Origin of the sequence: Flavobacterium beibuense, from assembly GCF_004151245.1 — a bacterium.
In the GTDB taxonomy this organism is placed as follows: domain Bacteria; phylum Bacteroidota; class Bacteroidia; order Flavobacteriales; family Flavobacteriaceae; genus Flavobacterium; species Flavobacterium beibuense_A.
Genome location: NZ_JUIW01000003.1, coordinates 288,642 through 304,252, shown reverse-complemented (window position 1 = coordinate 304,252; position 15,611 = coordinate 288,642). Strand labels below are relative to the sequence as shown.

At 36.1% G+C, this 15,611-nt stretch carries 22 protein-coding genes and 1 other RNA gene; 10 read left to right on the top strand and 13 right to left on the bottom strand.

Annotated elements, in window-relative coordinates; all coding sequences use genetic code 11:
- Positions 1–61 precede the first annotated feature (61 nt).
- Positions 62–976 carry an NAD(P)/FAD-dependent oxidoreductase gene (locus NU09_RS05420; RefSeq protein ID WP_129750242.1) on the top strand — a complete coding sequence of 305 codons (915 nt, stop codon included), beginning with the start codon at positions 62–64 and terminating at the stop codon, positions 974–976.
- A 615-nt stretch (positions 977–1,591) separates the two neighbouring features.
- Here NU09_RS05420 and fsa read toward each other — a convergent pair.
- The 4 genes from fsa to ffs all read right to left on the bottom strand — a co-directional run bounded on the left by fsa (position 1,592) and on the right by ffs (position 4,441).
- A complete protein-coding gene (fsa, locus tag NU09_RS05415; protein ID WP_129750241.1) occupies positions 1,592–2,248 on the bottom strand; it encodes a fructose-6-phosphate aldolase in 657 nt (218 codons plus the stop codon).
- Between the two features lie 42 nt (positions 2,249–2,290).
- Positions 2,291–3,094, bottom strand: a complete 804-nt coding sequence (locus NU09_RS05410) for an SDR family oxidoreductase (protein WP_129750240.1) — start codon at positions 3,092–3,094, stop codon at positions 2,291–2,293.
- Between the two features lie 439 nt (positions 3,095–3,533).
- Positions 3,534–4,157: a hypothetical protein gene (locus tag NU09_RS05405; protein ID WP_129750239.1), complete on the bottom strand. Its 624-nt coding sequence runs from the start codon at positions 4,155–4,157 to the stop codon at positions 3,534–3,536.
- Between the two features lie 185 nt (positions 4,158–4,342).
- Positions 4,343–4,441: signal recognition particle sRNA small type (gene ffs, locus NU09_RS05400), an RNA gene on the bottom strand.
- A gap of 89 nt (positions 4,442–4,530) precedes the next feature.
- Here ffs and NU09_RS05395 point away from each other — a divergent pair.
- The 5 genes from NU09_RS05395 to NU09_RS05375 all read left to right on the top strand — a co-directional run bounded on the left by NU09_RS05395 (position 4,531) and on the right by NU09_RS05375 (position 7,757).
- Entirely contained in the window at positions 4,531–5,586 is a 1,056-nt protein-coding gene (locus tag NU09_RS05395; RefSeq protein ID WP_129750238.1) for a glutaminyl-peptide cyclotransferase, read from the top strand.
- Between the two features lie 321 nt (positions 5,587–5,907).
- Complete coding sequence (locus NU09_RS05390) at positions 5,908–6,249, top strand: hypothetical protein (RefSeq protein WP_129750237.1); 342 nt, start codon at positions 5,908–5,910, stop codon at positions 6,247–6,249.
- An 18-nt stretch (positions 6,250–6,267) separates the two neighbouring features.
- Entirely contained in the window at positions 6,268–6,729 is a 462-nt protein-coding gene (locus NU09_RS05385; protein WP_129750236.1) for a hypothetical protein, read from the top strand.
- A gap of 58 nt (positions 6,730–6,787) precedes the next feature.
- Positions 6,788–7,249: a hypothetical protein gene (locus NU09_RS05380; RefSeq protein ID WP_129750235.1), complete on the top strand. Its 462-nt coding sequence runs from the start codon at positions 6,788–6,790 to the stop codon at positions 7,247–7,249.
- 85 nt (positions 7,250–7,334) lie between these two features.
- Positions 7,335–7,757 (top strand): SRPBCC family protein, encoded by a 423-nt coding sequence (locus NU09_RS05375; RefSeq protein WP_129750234.1) that lies wholly within the window; start codon positions 7,335–7,337, stop codon positions 7,755–7,757.
- Between the two features lie 180 nt (positions 7,758–7,937).
- On the opposite strand, the gene NU09_RS05370 is transcribed toward NU09_RS05375, so the two are convergent.
- Positions 7,938–8,498, bottom strand: a complete 561-nt coding sequence (locus NU09_RS05370) for a fasciclin domain-containing protein (RefSeq protein WP_129750233.1) — start codon at positions 8,496–8,498, stop codon at positions 7,938–7,940.
- Positions 8,499–8,611: 113 nt separating this feature from the next.
- On the opposite strand from NU09_RS05370, the gene NU09_RS05365 reads away from it, so the two are divergent.
- The 3 genes from NU09_RS05365 to NU09_RS05355 all read left to right on the top strand — a co-directional run bounded on the left by NU09_RS05365 (position 8,612) and on the right by NU09_RS05355 (position 9,725).
- The gene (locus NU09_RS05365; RefSeq protein WP_129750232.1) at positions 8,612–8,857 is read left to right on the top strand and encodes a hypothetical protein; all 246 of its coding nucleotides are present in this window, start codon (positions 8,612–8,614) and stop codon (positions 8,855–8,857) included.
- Between the two features lie 84 nt (positions 8,858–8,941).
- Positions 8,942–9,334, top strand: coding sequence for a hypothetical protein (locus NU09_RS05360; RefSeq protein WP_129750231.1), 393 nt, complete (start codon positions 8,942–8,944; stop codon positions 9,332–9,334).
- A 175-nt stretch (positions 9,335–9,509) separates the two neighbouring features.
- Positions 9,510–9,725 carry a hypothetical protein gene (locus NU09_RS05355; RefSeq protein ID WP_129750230.1) on the top strand — a complete coding sequence of 72 codons (216 nt, stop codon included), beginning with the start codon at positions 9,510–9,512 and terminating at the stop codon, positions 9,723–9,725.
- A 1,200-nt stretch (positions 9,726–10,925) separates the two neighbouring features.
- Here the strand turns inward: NU09_RS05355 and NU09_RS05350 are convergent.
- The 7 genes from NU09_RS05350 to NU09_RS05320 form a co-directional block, all read right to left on the bottom strand.
- Positions 10,926–11,534, bottom strand: a complete 609-nt coding sequence (locus tag NU09_RS05350) for a hypothetical protein (protein ID WP_129750229.1) — start codon at positions 11,532–11,534, stop codon at positions 10,926–10,928.
- Between the two features lie 74 nt (positions 11,535–11,608).
- The gene (locus tag NU09_RS05345) at positions 11,609–12,118 is read right to left on the bottom strand and encodes a hypothetical protein (protein WP_129750228.1); all 510 of its coding nucleotides are present in this window, start codon (positions 12,116–12,118) and stop codon (positions 11,609–11,611) included.
- On the bottom strand, positions 12,115–12,387 hold the full coding sequence (locus NU09_RS05340; RefSeq protein WP_129750227.1) for a hypothetical protein: 273 nt from the start codon (positions 12,385–12,387) through the stop codon (positions 12,115–12,117). Before NU09_RS05340 ends, NU09_RS05345 begins: the two co-directional genes overlap by 4 nt.
- Positions 12,388–12,591: 204 nt before the next feature.
- Positions 12,592–13,131 carry a tetratricopeptide repeat protein gene (locus tag NU09_RS05335; protein WP_129750226.1) on the bottom strand — a complete coding sequence of 180 codons (540 nt, stop codon included), beginning with the start codon at positions 13,129–13,131 and terminating at the stop codon, positions 12,592–12,594.
- A 6-nt stretch (positions 13,132–13,137) separates the two neighbouring features.
- Positions 13,138–13,317: a hypothetical protein gene (locus NU09_RS05330; RefSeq protein WP_129750225.1), complete on the bottom strand. Its 180-nt coding sequence runs from the start codon at positions 13,315–13,317 to the stop codon at positions 13,138–13,140.
- A 28-nt stretch (positions 13,318–13,345) separates the two neighbouring features.
- A complete protein-coding gene (locus tag NU09_RS05325) occupies positions 13,346–13,663 on the bottom strand; it encodes a hypothetical protein (RefSeq protein ID WP_129750224.1) in 318 nt (105 codons plus the stop codon).
- A gap of 28 nt (positions 13,664–13,691) precedes the next feature.
- A complete protein-coding gene (locus NU09_RS05320) occupies positions 13,692–14,219 on the bottom strand; it encodes a tetratricopeptide repeat protein (RefSeq protein WP_129750223.1) in 528 nt (175 codons plus the stop codon).
- Between the two features lie 128 nt (positions 14,220–14,347).
- Here NU09_RS05320 and NU09_RS05315 point away from each other — a divergent pair, with 128 nt between their 5' ends.
- Entirely contained in the window at positions 14,348–14,863 is a 516-nt protein-coding gene (locus tag NU09_RS05315) for a hypothetical protein (RefSeq protein WP_165357667.1), read from the top strand.
- On the opposite strand, the gene NU09_RS05310 is transcribed toward NU09_RS05315, so the two are convergent.
- Positions 14,850–15,515 carry a hypothetical protein gene (locus tag NU09_RS05310; RefSeq protein ID WP_129750221.1) on the bottom strand — a complete coding sequence of 222 codons (666 nt, stop codon included), beginning with the start codon at positions 15,513–15,515 and terminating at the stop codon, positions 14,850–14,852. The two genes, NU09_RS05315 and NU09_RS05310, sit on opposite strands and share 14 nt — an antisense overlap.
- Positions 15,516–15,611: the final 96 nt, after the last annotated feature.

Here is a 15,611-nt window from a genome sequence, read left to right as displayed (position 1 = left end):
ACGTTAAAGTACTCTTCTCTAAAAATTTAGTTTGATAACTTTATATATTATCAGACTAGCTATGGAAGAGAATGAAACTTTTGATGTGATAATTATAGGGGGAAGTTATGCGGGGTTATCAGCCGCTTTATCATTGGGCCGCGCCGGAAGAACGGTACTGGTTATAGACAGCGGAGATCCCTGTAACAAACAAACACCCTACTCCCACAACTTTTTAACTAACGATGGCAGTAAGCCCAATACCATAAGACAAATAGCCCGCGAACAGGTTTTATGTTACCCTACGGTGTACTTTCTTGACGGATTCGCCCTTCATGTTGCTCCGGTAGATGATACCTTTCAGGTTGCAACAAAAATGAAGCAGGTTTTCACTGCTAAGAAAGTACTGTTTGCCACAGGTATAAAAGACACTATTCCCATTACTCCCGGGTTTGCCGATTGTTGGGGAATATCTATACTGCACTGCCCCTATTGCCACGGATATGAATTTAAAAACAAAAAGATTGGGGCTTGGGGTAATGCCGATATGGGATATGAAATGGCTAAAATCATAAGTCAGTGGAGTGATAATCTTACCCTTTTTACGAACGGCACAAGTACGCTAACACCGGAGGAAGTAAACAGCCTAAATAAAAACAATATAACTATAGTTGAAAACTGTATAGAAGCCATTGAACATGATAACGGCAAGTTAATATGCCTTCATTTTAAGGATACCGAACCCGAGCAACTTGATGCCGTATTTACCCAACTGGCGTTTATACAGCATTGTGACATTCCGGCGGCACTTGGCGTTGAGTTTACCGAGAAAGGCTTTATAAAGGTAGACCGCACCATGCAGACCTCTGTTCCCGGTATTTATGCGGCGGGCGACTGCCTTACTCACTTTAGGTCTATTGCTAATGCTGTAGCACAGGGAAACAAAGCGGGCGCAACCATAAACAGGCAGCTTATTGAGGAGAAATTTGCAATTTAGACTTCAAAATGATATACGGCAGACTGTCATGTCGACCGCAGGGAGACATCTCTAGCCTAACTCATAATTTGAAATTTGAAATTAAACAGACACCCCCTATCCCCCCTCAAGAGGGGAACACTCAGCCCCATAACAGATTGCTTCGTCGTTCCTCCTCGCAATGACAAAATCAGAGACTAATAGCAGAGTGAAGCTATAGCATTTGGCTCTGTGGCGTTAAGAAAATTATGAATGAGGCGTCAAAAAGCATTCGCTGTTTGAGGCGATAGCCGAGTTCGAATGGTTTAGCCTAAGGAAATAATTTTTAGTCTAAGGAGTCACAGCCTTGAATTTTTGGTTCTTTTGTTTCAAGACAAAAGAATAATTTAAGATTGCTTCGCAGGCTCGCAATGACCACGCTACGCCATCGCAGGCTAAGGAAATTTCATGGAGACATGGAGACATCTCAATTCGTAATTCATATTAAACAGACACACCCCTATCCCCTCTCAAGAGGGGAACACTCAACCCCATAACAGATTGCTTCGTCGTTCCTCCTCGCAATGACAGAGTGAGTAATCTTTGAATCTTAAATTAACTCCAATAAAAAAGGCTGCCGAAGCAGCCTTTAAACTATTACTTATTACCTTTTTCGTAGTCAGCAATAAACTGAGCTAAACCGCTGTCGGTAAGTGGGTGTTTTAATAAACCTGCAATTGCGCTTAAAGGGCCTGTCATAACATCGGCTCCTATTTTAGCACAGTTTACAATATGCATAGTGTTACGTACTGATGCAGCAAGAATTTCTGTTTCATAACCGTAGTTATCATAGATAAGACGGATATCTTCGATAAGTGTTAAACCATCTGTAGAGATATCATCTAAACGGCCAATAAACGGAGACACATAAGTAGCACCTGCCTTAGCAGCAAGTAATGCCTGACCTACAGAGAAAACAAGCGTTACGTTTGTTTTGATTCCTTTATCAGAAAAATATTTAGCAGCTTTCACACCGTCTTTCGTCATAGGGATTTTAACCACAATCTGCTCGTGCAGTTCGGCAAGCTCCTCTCCTTCTTTAATCATACCTTCATAGTCGGTAGCAATAACCTCAGCGCTTACATCGCCGTCTACAATATTACAGATGTCAACATAATGCTTAAGAATGTTGTTTCTTCCTGTAATACCTTCTTTAGCCATTAGAGACGGGTTAGTTGTTACACCATCTAGAACGCCAAGCTCCTGAGCTTCTTTAATCTGGTCAAGATTAGCTGTGTCGATAAAAAATTTCATGTTCTTACTTTAAATATGTTTCTGGAAAATTTTTTTGCAAAACTACAATTTATAATGATTCATAAGCAACTTTTCATACACTTTATCAGGCAGTAACCTTTTTAAAACTATAGAAAATTTTTGCATAAACGCACCTACCTTATAATGCACCTTAGGATTAGGGTCTTTTATTATAGCATAAACAGCCTCAGCCATTTCCGTTGGATTACTGCCACTGTCTACATGGTCGTTCATCATGTTAAGCGTGTTACCGTAAGGAACCTCATAAGGCGAACCTTTTACAAGTGGTGCATGGTAACGCCCTGCTGCTATGTTTGTGGCAAAATCGCCTGGTGCTATATTACTTATTGTAACGCCAAAGCCCTTAACCTCCATACGAAGGCCTTCGGTAATAAGCTCCAGCGCCCCTTTTGATGCCGAATACACGCTACGGTATGGCAGCCCCATATAACCGGCTATGGAAGTTACGTTAATTATGAGTCCGTTTTTTTGATCGCGCATTTGCGGCAATACAGCCTTCATTACCTCGATAGGGCCAAAAAGGTTGGTTTCGAAGTTGTTTTTAATCTCTTCGGCAGGAATTTCCTCAAGCGGACCGGTAATACCCACACCCGCATTATTAATAAGTATATCCAGCCTGCCTTCTTTTTGTATTACTTCGCTAACCGCTGCCTTAATACTTTGTGGATCGCGAACATCGAGCGCTACAAGCGGAAATTTAGACTCGGGTACCCTTTGCGGATTACGACTGGTACCATATACGGTATATCCTTTTTCTGCAAGAAATTCGCCTACTGATTTACCTATACCCGAAGATCCTCCGGTAATAAAAACAACTCTCTTCATTAATGGTTGATTTGAAGATTTATAAATGAATGGCGAAAATACAAAATTGTTTCGGGTTATGCGTTTTGAAGTTACGTGTTGTAATCCCGTCGTAAGGAAGAATCCCTATCATATCATTAACAAAAATAGCATAACAACAAAAACAATCAGATACATCCACCATCTTCTGCGTTCTCTATCAACTAAAGCACGTATTAAACCAAAGCTAAAAGCTGTTACCATAAGTAACAGAAATACAGCAACCAGAAAACCAGCCATAAAGAATAGTTTTTATTAAATAATAACTAACTAAAATAGGTATTTTAAGTTAAAGATGTATTTAGTATTCAGTCCCAGTAAGCAGTTTCTCTTCCGTAATGTCATTACGAGGAGGGACGACGAAGTAATCTTAAGAATTTAAAGTAATAGAAAGTAAATAATAATTTAGCCATACAATACTCTACCTCAGCTCACAACCGAGTTTACACGCTTCATAAGCCCTTTTATTTGTTAACTTCTGTTTACTATATGCAATCCATGTACTGACAACAGATTTCTCTTTATTTTTAAGAACATTTTCATATTGAAATGCTAACATGCTTAAACTTTTATTATAAGTAATTTCACAATGACAGGAATCTGTTTCAGGCATACTAAAAGGAGCAATAATATTTGCCAAATCCGACAAATTTGAATCTTTTAAAGCCAGATAAAACCCACTATTAAGTTCTTTCATGACAGAGTATTTTTCCTTTAGTATAAAATATTCCTTTTCAGCTTCTTCATAGTCTTTAAAAGAAGTAAGTTTTATCTCTTCTTTCAGGACTTTCAAAAAGAGGCTTTCATAACATATTTCATTAAAAGTTTTGAGAAAATATATTTTGTTAACGTAATTTTCAGCTGCCTTTTCAAAATCTTTATAACTATCAGATACGAGCATCAGGTCATATTCTTTTTTTAAATCTTCATTTATGGGTTTTTCCTGAGCAGTTACAAATTGAAAAATAAGAATAAAGGCAATTAGAATACATTTTTTCATTTTAATTTCTTTAATATTTAGGATCAACAATAAAAGTACACCCATATTTTAATTCCGTTTCTCGGCAAGAAAAGCAGAACATAAACATTAAAAGAATTAAAACAGGTAAGGCTTTCATGTTGTAAATATAGTGGTTATTTCAAAAAGTAAGGAGTTAACCAACGAAGTAAATCTCAAACGCCTTAAAACAAAAAAATCTCCCATTGGGAGACCGACTTAATAAAGGAAAAAAATGGCAAGCGACCTACATCGCACCGCTACAACCACATACCTTTGCTGCGTTCCCGCCCTGGAGGAGTCTGCAGGAGCTGGTCGTGTAGGACTTGCCGGTGCAAATATACAATCTTTTTGTATTTTCGCAAAGGCAATTGCCAGTTGTAAAATACAATTGTATATTGTGAACGCTATTAATAAAACCATGAAAAAACATAACTTATTAGCTTTCATTTTATTGGGAGCATCCGCAATGAGCTGTGACGGCACAAAAAATTCTGAAAAAAATTTATTTAAGCTTGATACTTCGGCCATGAAACAGCAATATCACCTTGAAGAATCTACTTCTTTTAGCGTGGTAAACGAAAAAAACAAAGAAATTGACTCGGTTGTTTATTATGTAAACGACAAAAGAATAGGTGCTGCAAAAGGCAACGAAAAAGTAAACTTTAGCTTTAATAATCAAAAACTGGGCTACCTAAACATAAAAGGGCTTGTGTTTTTTGAAGGTAAAAACCAGGAAGTAGACGGAAGAGTAGAAATTACCAGTAGTATAGCCTTTACTCCGCTTAAGTATGAAATTGTAAACACCTACCCTCACGATACCAAAGCTTATACACAGGGTCTGGAGTTTTACCGAGACACCTTAATTGAAGGTACCGGAAGACACGGAATATCTACCCTGCGTAAAACCAACTATAAAACAGGTGAGGTTTATAAGCAAATCAGCATTCCGGAAAAATACTTTGGCGAAGGTATAACCGTATTTAATAATAAGGTATACCAGCTTACATGGCAAAGCCACACCGGCTTTGTATACAATGCCGATACTTTTGAGAAGATTAAGGAGTTTAAATACTTTAAGAATATAGAAGGCTGGGGACTTACTCACGATGATAAATACCTTTATCAAAGCGACGGTACCGAAAAGATATGGGTACTTGACCCTGAAACCCTTGAGGAGGTAGACTATATTAATGTATATACCCAAAACACCAAAATTAAGGCCGTAAATGAGCTGGAGTGGATAGAGGGTAAAATATATGGTAACATCTATCAAAAAGATGCTGTTGCTGTTATAGATCCTAAAACGGGAGCCATTGAGCACATTATAGACTTAACGGAACTTAAACATAAGGTTACCCCTCACCCGGAACTTGATGTATTAAATGGTATTGCTTACAACCCTAAAACAAAAACCATTTTTGTTACCGGTAAAAACTGGGACAAGATGTTTGAAATACGTATCAAAAAAGATTAGTGATTATACACTCCTATATATAAAGCTTCCTTCGGGGAGCTTTTTTTGTTTCCATTTCGATTGAAGCGACAGCAGAATAGAGGAATCTCTCTATAGTAAAATATTCTTTACTTAACAGATTGCTTCGCAGGCTCGCAATGACAATGGGAGTGTTATAAACCTTCTAAACACTTTTTTTTATTTGTTTACTTAAGAGTAAAGGAACAATCACTAAATTTGAGTTTAACCTTACCATATATGAAACACATAGCTTTACTTTTATTCCTGTTTATATCACTCACCTGTTACTCTCAAAGTTTTACTTTTAAACCTTACGGTCCAATGGATCAACCTTATCCTACATTTGAAATAGCATTAAAAAATGAAAAAGAGCAGAAAGCATACAATACAAACAAGCAAATGTTTAACTATACCTTTTATGTAGACATTAAAACATACAACAAGCTACATAAATACATGAATAATTATAAATTTGAAAATCAAAACATTAACTCTTCATATTTTCCTGAAGGCACATACTTTATTGAGTGTGAAAGTAATATTATGAAAGTTGCATTCGGAAGAAAAAAAAGCAAAAAGCTATTTAAGGATATAGGAAAGCTGGTTGAAAGCCAAAACATCTATCTTGATGAAATATTATCAGATTTGATTTCCAGATTATAAAACTAAATCCAGGAACAAATGAAGAAGCTTATACTCAAACTGGTTATACCGTTAACGATACTTACGTTTGTGTTTCTAAACAAATGGTGGGTAGTAGATATAATTGATGGTCCTCGTGTAATAATACATGGGTTTCCGTTTATATTTGTTTCTCCGGGCTTGCATACCTCCCTGTCTTTTGAGTTTTATATCCTTCCTCTCATTGCAGATTTAATTATCTACTTTGCTGCCTGTTTTACACTGGTTGCTATTATCAATAAATTAAGAAAAATAAACCTGAGTACAATTCAAATCTATGTAATAAGAATTATAGTCCTTACCTCTTTACTTATATATGTACCCGATTTACTTTTTATGGATAATGAGATATATAGACTTACCCGTAAGTTTGATATTGAAGTAAAACAAAGCAGGTTTGGTTTTGGAATAACCAGTTATTCAGGACCAAAACATGTATATGAAGAAACAGAAAAGCCTTAGTCTTTTATTAAAGGTGTAAAGCAATATTTTCACTAACTTTGAGTATAACCTTACTGATATGAAACGACTTATACTCAGCCTAGTAATACCACTAACATTAATATCGTTTATGTTTGTTTCTAAATGGTGGATGGTAAATGTCCCTGACGGACCCGGTGAGGTAATTATGTATGGTTTCCCTTTTATATATCTTGCCCCGGGGTTTCATACCTCACTCTCTAACCAGATTTTTTTACTTCCGCTATTGGGCAACCTGTTGGTTTATTTTTCCATAAGCTTTGTTATTATCTATATAATTAACCGTATAAAGCGTATAGTAATGTCTAAACTCATTATTACAGGTATTTGGGTTATAACGGTACTGCCACTCATTTTTACCATCCTAATAGCCCTTAATCCTGATAATGTGTACAGCCTTAAGTGCAACTGCCAGACCCAGGTTATCAAATCAGGGTTCGATCTTGATGCGCAGGGCTACTGGACACCACATATGACGGTAGAGAAAGCAAAACAAAAATAGACTGACACCTTAAAGAAGTCCGTATTACCCCTCATCGCTTACAAGCCAGTTCGTTATATTTGTTTTCATCAAAAAACGAACAGCTATGCAAACAGGCTTCAAATCTGTTTATCAAACAACAATTAACGCTCCAACAGAAAAAGTATGGCAGGCACTTACCGATGCTTCTATCGTTAAGCAATACTTTTTTGGCTCTAATATGAAAACCGACTGGAAAGTGGGCAGCCCTGTTCTCTTTACGGGCGAATATGAAGGGCAAACCTATACCGACAAGGGCACGGTACTGGAATATGAGCCTAACAAGAGGCTTTCTTTCAGTTACCTTAGCAGCTGGAGCAACTTACCGGACGAAACCAACAATTACCTACAGGTTACCTATGAGGTACAACCTGAATCGCAGGGGACTCAACTTACCGTTACCCAAACCAATTATGATGAAGAAAGAGCTAAACACTCACAGCAAAGTTGGGCCGTTGTTATAGACGGGCTCAAAAAAATTGTTGAGTAGTTTAGTAAGCAGTACAGCATCTAAGTCCTTCCTTATAAAGAAGGGCTTTTTTTATTATAATAGCATCTAAGTTGCTGAGTTACTATGACTTTAAAAGAAAAAGCCGCTGTAAAAACAGCGGCTCTATCAAACCAACCAAAAAAAACAGTCACACACTGAATTTATCTGTAAGTTGTTTAATTACTTGTGCATAAGCACCGTATCAACAACATGAATAACACCATTACTTTGGTTAACATCGGTAATAGTAACTTTTGCTCTGCCACCTTTTTCATCCATAACCCACACGTCTTTACCGTCCATCATAAAAGTAAGGGTACCGCCCTGTACTGTTTTTGCAGTGTACTTACCATTACCTTTTTTAATGGCTTTCATAATATCGGCTGCGCTCCACTTACCTACCACAACATGATAAGTTAGTATACCCTGAAGCATTTCTTTGTTCTCAGGCTTTAAAACAGTCTCTACAGTTCCTTTAGGTAATTTATCAAAAGCCTCGTTTGTTGGCGCAAATACCGTAAACGGACCTTTACCCTTTAAAGTTTCTACTAATCCCGCAGCTTTTACGGCTGCTACCAGCGTAGTGTGATCTTTAGAATTTACGGCATTATCAATAATGTCTTTTGTAGGATACATGGGCGCTCCGCCCACCATTACAGTCTTTTGTGCGAAAGACGCGGTTCCTAATAGCAGCATAAAAGCCACAATTGCAGTTGAATAGATTTGTTTTAGATTTTTCATAATCGATATTTTAACGTTTTATAGGAAAATTTACGTCGTTCATCGATTTTTGGTTTTAAACAAGATAAGTTTTACAAATTTTTAACTACTTTTCGATCAAATCAGTCAAGCATATGAAAACGCAGCTGAAATATATAGGTAAAAATATTAGCTTACAGGTACTTACAGATACCGTAAAAGAAAAAGGGCTAAACAGACAAAATACCTTAGTACTTAATCCTCAGGATTATAACACTGTGGTACTGGAACAAACCCAAATGTTTGAAGAAGTACAACCTATACCGCTGACCGTAAACGGAGTACTGATTGAAAAAGATGATAACAAAGATATTCCTTATGGGATAATAGGGATAACATAAAAATATTTAAATGACATAGAATACACATCCAACAACCAAACCAACCAACCAATAAACATTAACCACCAAACAAAATTACTAGACATGTTAAGCGGATTCATTGAACTAAACTCTGATCAGGTTTTTTCCATCAGATGGAAAAGCTATGATGAAATCATTAGACTTGCTTTAACTGAGTTAGCAGCCCTTCAACCGGGCACAACGACCTTAAACCTTATTACAAGGTTAGAATCGCACATTCCTCCCCAAGGATTTAACGAAAGGCACGAAATGGGCTGGGGCTTTATAGACAGCACACTGCATAAAACTATTTGCAGGAAACTGGAGCTCTGCAACCTGTGCCAGGACGAACAACAGCTGTTTTGGACAGCCGTTGAGAACGGTTACTCTAGACTTTTACAATGCTGTGATGAGTTTACTCACCTGCAACCCCACTACGTAAAAGAGCTTTTGGAATTAAAATCAAGAGCAGCGTAAACCAACTAAATACTACCACGCAATTTTAACAGTTTAAGGAGGTAAATATATACCACCTAAGAATACTGTTGCCATGCTAATAAGGCATTAAAGCTTAACGCTTTAATATGCCGGGGGGAGTTTTGTTTTAATTTGAAATAAACAAATTGCTTTTCAACCTTAAAAACGTAGTAAGATGAGAACATTATTTTTAGCCGAAAACCTTGGGATGCTGGTACTTTACGTATTTTTTACAGCAATAATAATATCACTTATAATAATAACCATGCTAAATTTTGCATTTGCCAGAAGAGTAAAAAACTGGTGGCAGATTATAGCCTTTATAGTACTTGCATTACTGGTACCTGTGGGGGTATGCAGATGCGTAATAAGCTTTATAGGGGTGTTATAAGTAAAAAGAATTAACCAATAGAACAAACACAAACAAATTCTTTAAACACACCTTCTATATTTCTAAATTGCCTGAAAACCAAGCTAGCAGCGTTATCATTGTGGGGGATTACTTAACTAACTTATTTCGGGCAATTTTTAAAAGACATAACCAACTGTAAGGGTAACCTGCAAAAGGTCTTGCAGTGATAAAATATATTATACCTTAAATTACTTTGCTATTTTTTTATCATAGCCCGGAACATCCAAGTGACATGCGTTATCAAATGGGGGGATTACAGTGAAACTTATTATTTCGGGCTATTTTTCTAAGAAACACAGACTGCAAAAGGCAACAGCCCGCAGCACGATATAAATAAATTTATGCCCTGCTATTATATATAACTATGATTGCCCGAAGCCTGTTTAATTCATGCTATCTGGGGGGATTACAATGAAAAACTCAATTCGGGCAATTTTTTTAACCATAGTACAGGCACAATATATAAACGTAACAATTTGAGATAGTTTAATATTTAGTTATTTTTTTAAGCCCGGAATCGGCAAGGCAACATGCGTTATCAAATGGGGGGATTACTGCAAAAACACTTTTGATTTCGGGCTAATTTTAAAAGAATATACGCATGAAAATGCACAGTATATAAGCCAATAAGATGAACCTAAATTAATTAGTTATTTTTTGAGTCCGGGACAAGTCCTGGTGAAAGCGGAAACTTGTTTCCGGACTCTTTTTAACTAACAAAACATTAAAAAGAACATCCAACTAAACAATATATAACCTTAATTAATTAGTGATTTAGTTATTTTTTTTTATGCCCGGAGCTATTAGTATCTGCGTTATCAAATGGGGGGATTACTGCAAAAACTCTTACGGTTTCGGGCATTTTTTCTAAGTCATACAAAAAAAGAACAAACACAAACATTATATAAAATCATAGTCTGCTATTTGTATGTTTTCTTTAAAACTGCCCAAACAAAGCGCACTTTAAATCAATGTGAGGGATTTTGGTCAACAAGCTTATGCTTTGGGCAGTTTTTAATTTAGAATCTATTCTGTTTTACTCTATATCTTTATTTTTATCAAAAACGCTGAGAGCCCGCTGTGAAGCCGGCTCTCTTCTTTTTGTACTGTTTGTGGGTAAGGCTGTAAATAAAAAACCTGCCATAGGCAGGTTCTCTTAAACACTAATTATATAAACTTTTAAGCTTTATACACATATACGCTGGCTTTGCCGGCACTTACTCTTAGTTCAAAAGTAAAACTATCGCCGTCTGTTTTAAGGTTGTTTGTAAGATAATCACTTACTACAGTACTATTGTTTTCCAAATCATTTGTAAGAAGTGTAAAGTTACTAGGGGTACTATATACTCCGCTGCTTTTTTCCTCAACGCCATTTCTGTCCTTATATACTACAATATCTTTTTTAACGCTGTTTTCTAAAAAAATCAGTTCTTTAAGATGTGCCTCCCCTGCTTTTATTTCAATGGTTGAAACTAAATCGGTAATATCCTCACGCTCTTCAATTAAATCTCTGGCTTCGGTAATCATTTCAGCAAAAGTCTTATCACTTTTAGTTTTAAGTTCGGCTGTATTGTTATAAACAAACAGTTTAGAGAAATCCATATCCTTAAACGAAGCTGCTAATCCTTTGGCAATTCCATCGCCAAGGTTATCAAATTTTCGATTGTCAGCCTGTTTTGCTGTAACTTCCTGTGCATTTGTTTCGTTATTGTCTGATTGATTATTGCTACATGAAACCATTGCTGTACCCAGCATTGCCAAAGAAGCAAAATACATAGCTTTTTTCATAATCTAAGGTTTTAAAAATGTGCGTTAATACTATGGTTGTTAACTACATAATGGTTAATATACCTAATAAAGTATTACGTTTTTCTGTTAAGCTTAAAATCAATCTTTTTAAACTCTTCGAGTAAGTAATCTTCACTAACATTATCTTTGAATGCAGAATAATTATCCAATGTAACAGCAAAGTCACCTTCATTTCTTGATATAAAAATATATTTAAACGGACCTCCGTAGTCTTTAAAAGCCGGATGACTACTTGTTACCTGCCATATATTTACTTCATAATTATCAATCTTTTTTTGACTTAAAAGTTGAGATGTTTCGAAAACATCTATCATATCCCAAATTTTAACCGGATCGTAAAAGTCAATTTGAGAATTATACTCCTTATCCTTAAATATCAAATTAATCCAATAACCTGGAAATTTATTTACCTGCACAGATTGCTTAAAATGTCCACGATTTTTTACTTTTCCATTAAAATCGTTTAGCATAATTACCATTTCCCCTTCACCACCAAAATCAAGCGTTTGCACAGATGAACAACCTGTAAGCATAAGAACAGAAAAAAGAACTAGCCATTTCATACCCCTGCCTTGTTTAGTTTATACCTTTTAAAGAAATCCCAAAATATAATTCCTAAAAACCACAGCATGGGTAGTATATTAACTATACTATGTGCAGTATGAGAGTTTTCTGTATCTGGAAAAAGTATCAATAAGGCTGCTATCAGTAACGTTTTTAGTACTACAAACAATAAGAAAAACTGTACTATCCTTTTTACAAATAATGTTACAGCAGGATTATCTGTACTTTCCTTTTCGTTATCTTCTCTTTTCCTTTTTTTAAATCTCATAGTTATATCCCTAATCACCACCCCCGAAAACAGAATTATAGGAAACAGGGGTAACCAACTCCAATTGACTTCTTTAGAGAATATACTCAAATAACTTTGCCCAAATAGCCCGAAAAGCATAAAAATTACGAACAACTGAAGGCAACGTTTTAAAATATGGTAAATAATACTGTCTTTGCTAATTGCAAGGTGTGTTATGTGTTATTAATCGCAATACATTCCTATTACATCGCGGCCTTCTACGGTAAAGCCCATTTCTTTTGCCTTTTTAAAATCGGCACAGGCCCCTTCCCTGTCGGGTTCTTCTAAGCTTGCCCTGCAAATACCTCGGGAGTAATATACTTCGCCGTCATAGGTTGTGCCAAGCTCAATAGCTTCGGTATAATCTTTAATAGCATTTAGATAGTCTTTATTACCCGAGAATGCCTCGCCACGGCAGGTTAGCACGCGGCCAGTTTGCCTGTTATAGGCCATTGCCTTATTAAAGGTAGCCAAGGCATCGGTATATTTACGGGAACCCACCTGTTTTGCTCCAAGGCGCATCAGTTTTTCAAAATCGTCGTCTACAGGAGTGGCAGGAGCAGCAGTATCGGCTACCGGAGTTACCTCTGGTTCTTTTTTAACTGTCTTTTCTTTCGCAGACACTCCTTTTTTATGTTTTATTTTGGCATATTCCTGTGCTGTAAGTCCGTTAAAAGTAAACAGGCACACAAGTAACAATGATATTTTAATTAAGTATTTCATTTTAATCTATTCGCAATTAGCATCTATAGCCTTATCTCCGCTTAACGCTTTATACTCTCTGGCCTTTTTAAAATCAGCACATTTTCTATCCTCGTCACCTTCTTCCCCGCGAACACTGTATACAAGTCCCCGCATAAGATGTGCATGCCCCCTTGCATTATCATTAGGAAAATCAGTATTTTCCAATGCGTTTGTAAAATCTTTTATCGCTTCATCAAAATTCTTTAAGAGAGTAACTATTTCCCCTAAAAAAAAGAACCGAACTCTCCCAGTCTGGCGGAGCTATTGCCAGTGCATCTGTAAATACTACAATAGCTTCTTCAAACTTTTTGTTTCGGACAAAGTCCCTGGCTTTTTCATACAAAGCCATAAAATCGGCAGGAGGCTCTTTCTTTACCTCTTTAGCTTCTGCAATCTTTTCCGGTTGTTTAAAAACAGTATCCTTTACCCTTTTGGTTTTATATTTAGGATAGTTTTGTGCATATCCATAACCAACACTAAACAAAAGTAGTACAAGTAATATTCTTTTCATAGTAAGGTGTATTGGTATATTATCTTTATTAATCACAACCAGTATCTAAAGCCGAGTGTCCTTCTAAAGCTCCATATTCACGGGCTTTTTTTAAATCAGCACATTTTCTCTCCAAGTCACCTTCCATTCCTCGCCAGCCATAAGACAGTGCTCTGGAACAATATAACTGTCCCTTTGCATTATCATTAGGAAACTCACAATTTTCTAAAGCATCTGTAAAATTGTTTATGGCTTGATCATATTGTTTAAGCCTGTTGTAACATAGTCCTCTAAATTGCATTATTAAATACTTCCATCTGGGTGAAGCCAAGGCCAGTGCTTCTGTATATACTGCGATAGCTTCTTCATATCTACCGCTTCGGTTAAGATCGGTTGCTATATCATATAATTCCTTAAAACTGACAGTAGGTTCTTTTTTAAGCTCTTTAGAATCTTCAATTTTTTCAGGTTGTTTAAATACGGTGTCTTTTACTCTTTTGGTTGTATACTTCGGATAGTTTTGGGCATATCCATAACCAACACTAAACAAAAGGAAGAAAAATAAGATTCTTTTCATAGTAAGGCGTTTACCGCTAAGTTAATAGTTTTACATTATAACTTAAAACCATAGTGTTTTATTTTACCCTACATGATAACACAAACTTATTATACCTCTTTTACAGCCTTTACAAAAAGTATTTATATTTGAGCGAATACACATTGTTTACAGCCATGAAAAAGTATATAGTGCTTTTAGGTTTGTTTTGCCTGTTTTCCTGCGGAGGTGAAGACAACGACATTTGCTGTATGAACATAACCGACACTTTTACGGTTATATTAAAAAACAAACAGGGTGAAGATTTGCTTAATCCTTCGCATATTGACTGTATAGTACCCGATAGTATTAAGCTGTTTTATGTGATTAATAATGTGGAGTATGAAATTTATAATCCGCAACGCGACTCGCCGCGTAACTTTTTTGTATATCAAAATACTATGGACGGACTGTACCGCATTCAGTTTTATGCCAACCATGCACCCGAAGAACCTTACCCCATTACTTATATACAATGGACAGCACACGACCGCGACACGGTAAAGTGCCTTTTTGAAGTGGGCCAAAACCATATAAACCTTAATAAGTTATGGTATAATAACTCCCTGCGTATTGATATTGAACAAGGGAGCAATATGGAGTTTGAAGTTATTAAAGATCAATAAAATATAGGCTATCAGTTTCTTTTTGTATTTGATAATATCCCTTTGTAGCAGGCGAACTCAGAGTCCTTATCTTTCCATCATGATCTTGTGGGGCATAATCTGCAAGTTCTATTGCATTAGAATCAAAAAACAATACTAATTCATTCATATATGTTCCCGAAGCTGCTCGTATATCTTGTTTATCTTCCAGATTAATAGTTACTTTAATAAACAGTGGCTGAGGATTTGCAGATGATACCACTCTTGAAGATAAAGTAGCAGGAGTATCTACAGCTAAGTCTCCAAAAGCTATTCTTATATTTTTATCAGGCTGATAATATTCGGTTTCACTAAAGTTCCAGGCACAAAAACCTTTATCACAAATTTTGGTAATTCCTTCACTCTTAGTTATTGCTATAGCGGTAAGCCCTAAAAACCCGGATTCTTGTTTCAAATTATCTGAAATCAGTTTAATCTGTTCACGGAATACCGAAGCAGAATCTTTTATTTCTCTTACCTCCTGTACATGTTTATCATTTTTTATTTTATAATACAAAGTAGTGACTAATAACTGTTCACGACTATATTTCTCGTTTATAATATTATTAGCCGTCTCATTATTATTACAGGAAATTAAGGTAACACCTAAAAAAAGAAACAGAAGTTTATACATTGGTAAGGTTTTTAATATCAGCTAAGATAAATACTTTTTCTTTCCTGTATATCAAAAAAAAGCCCCAACAATGTTGGGGCTTTATATTTAAAGAGG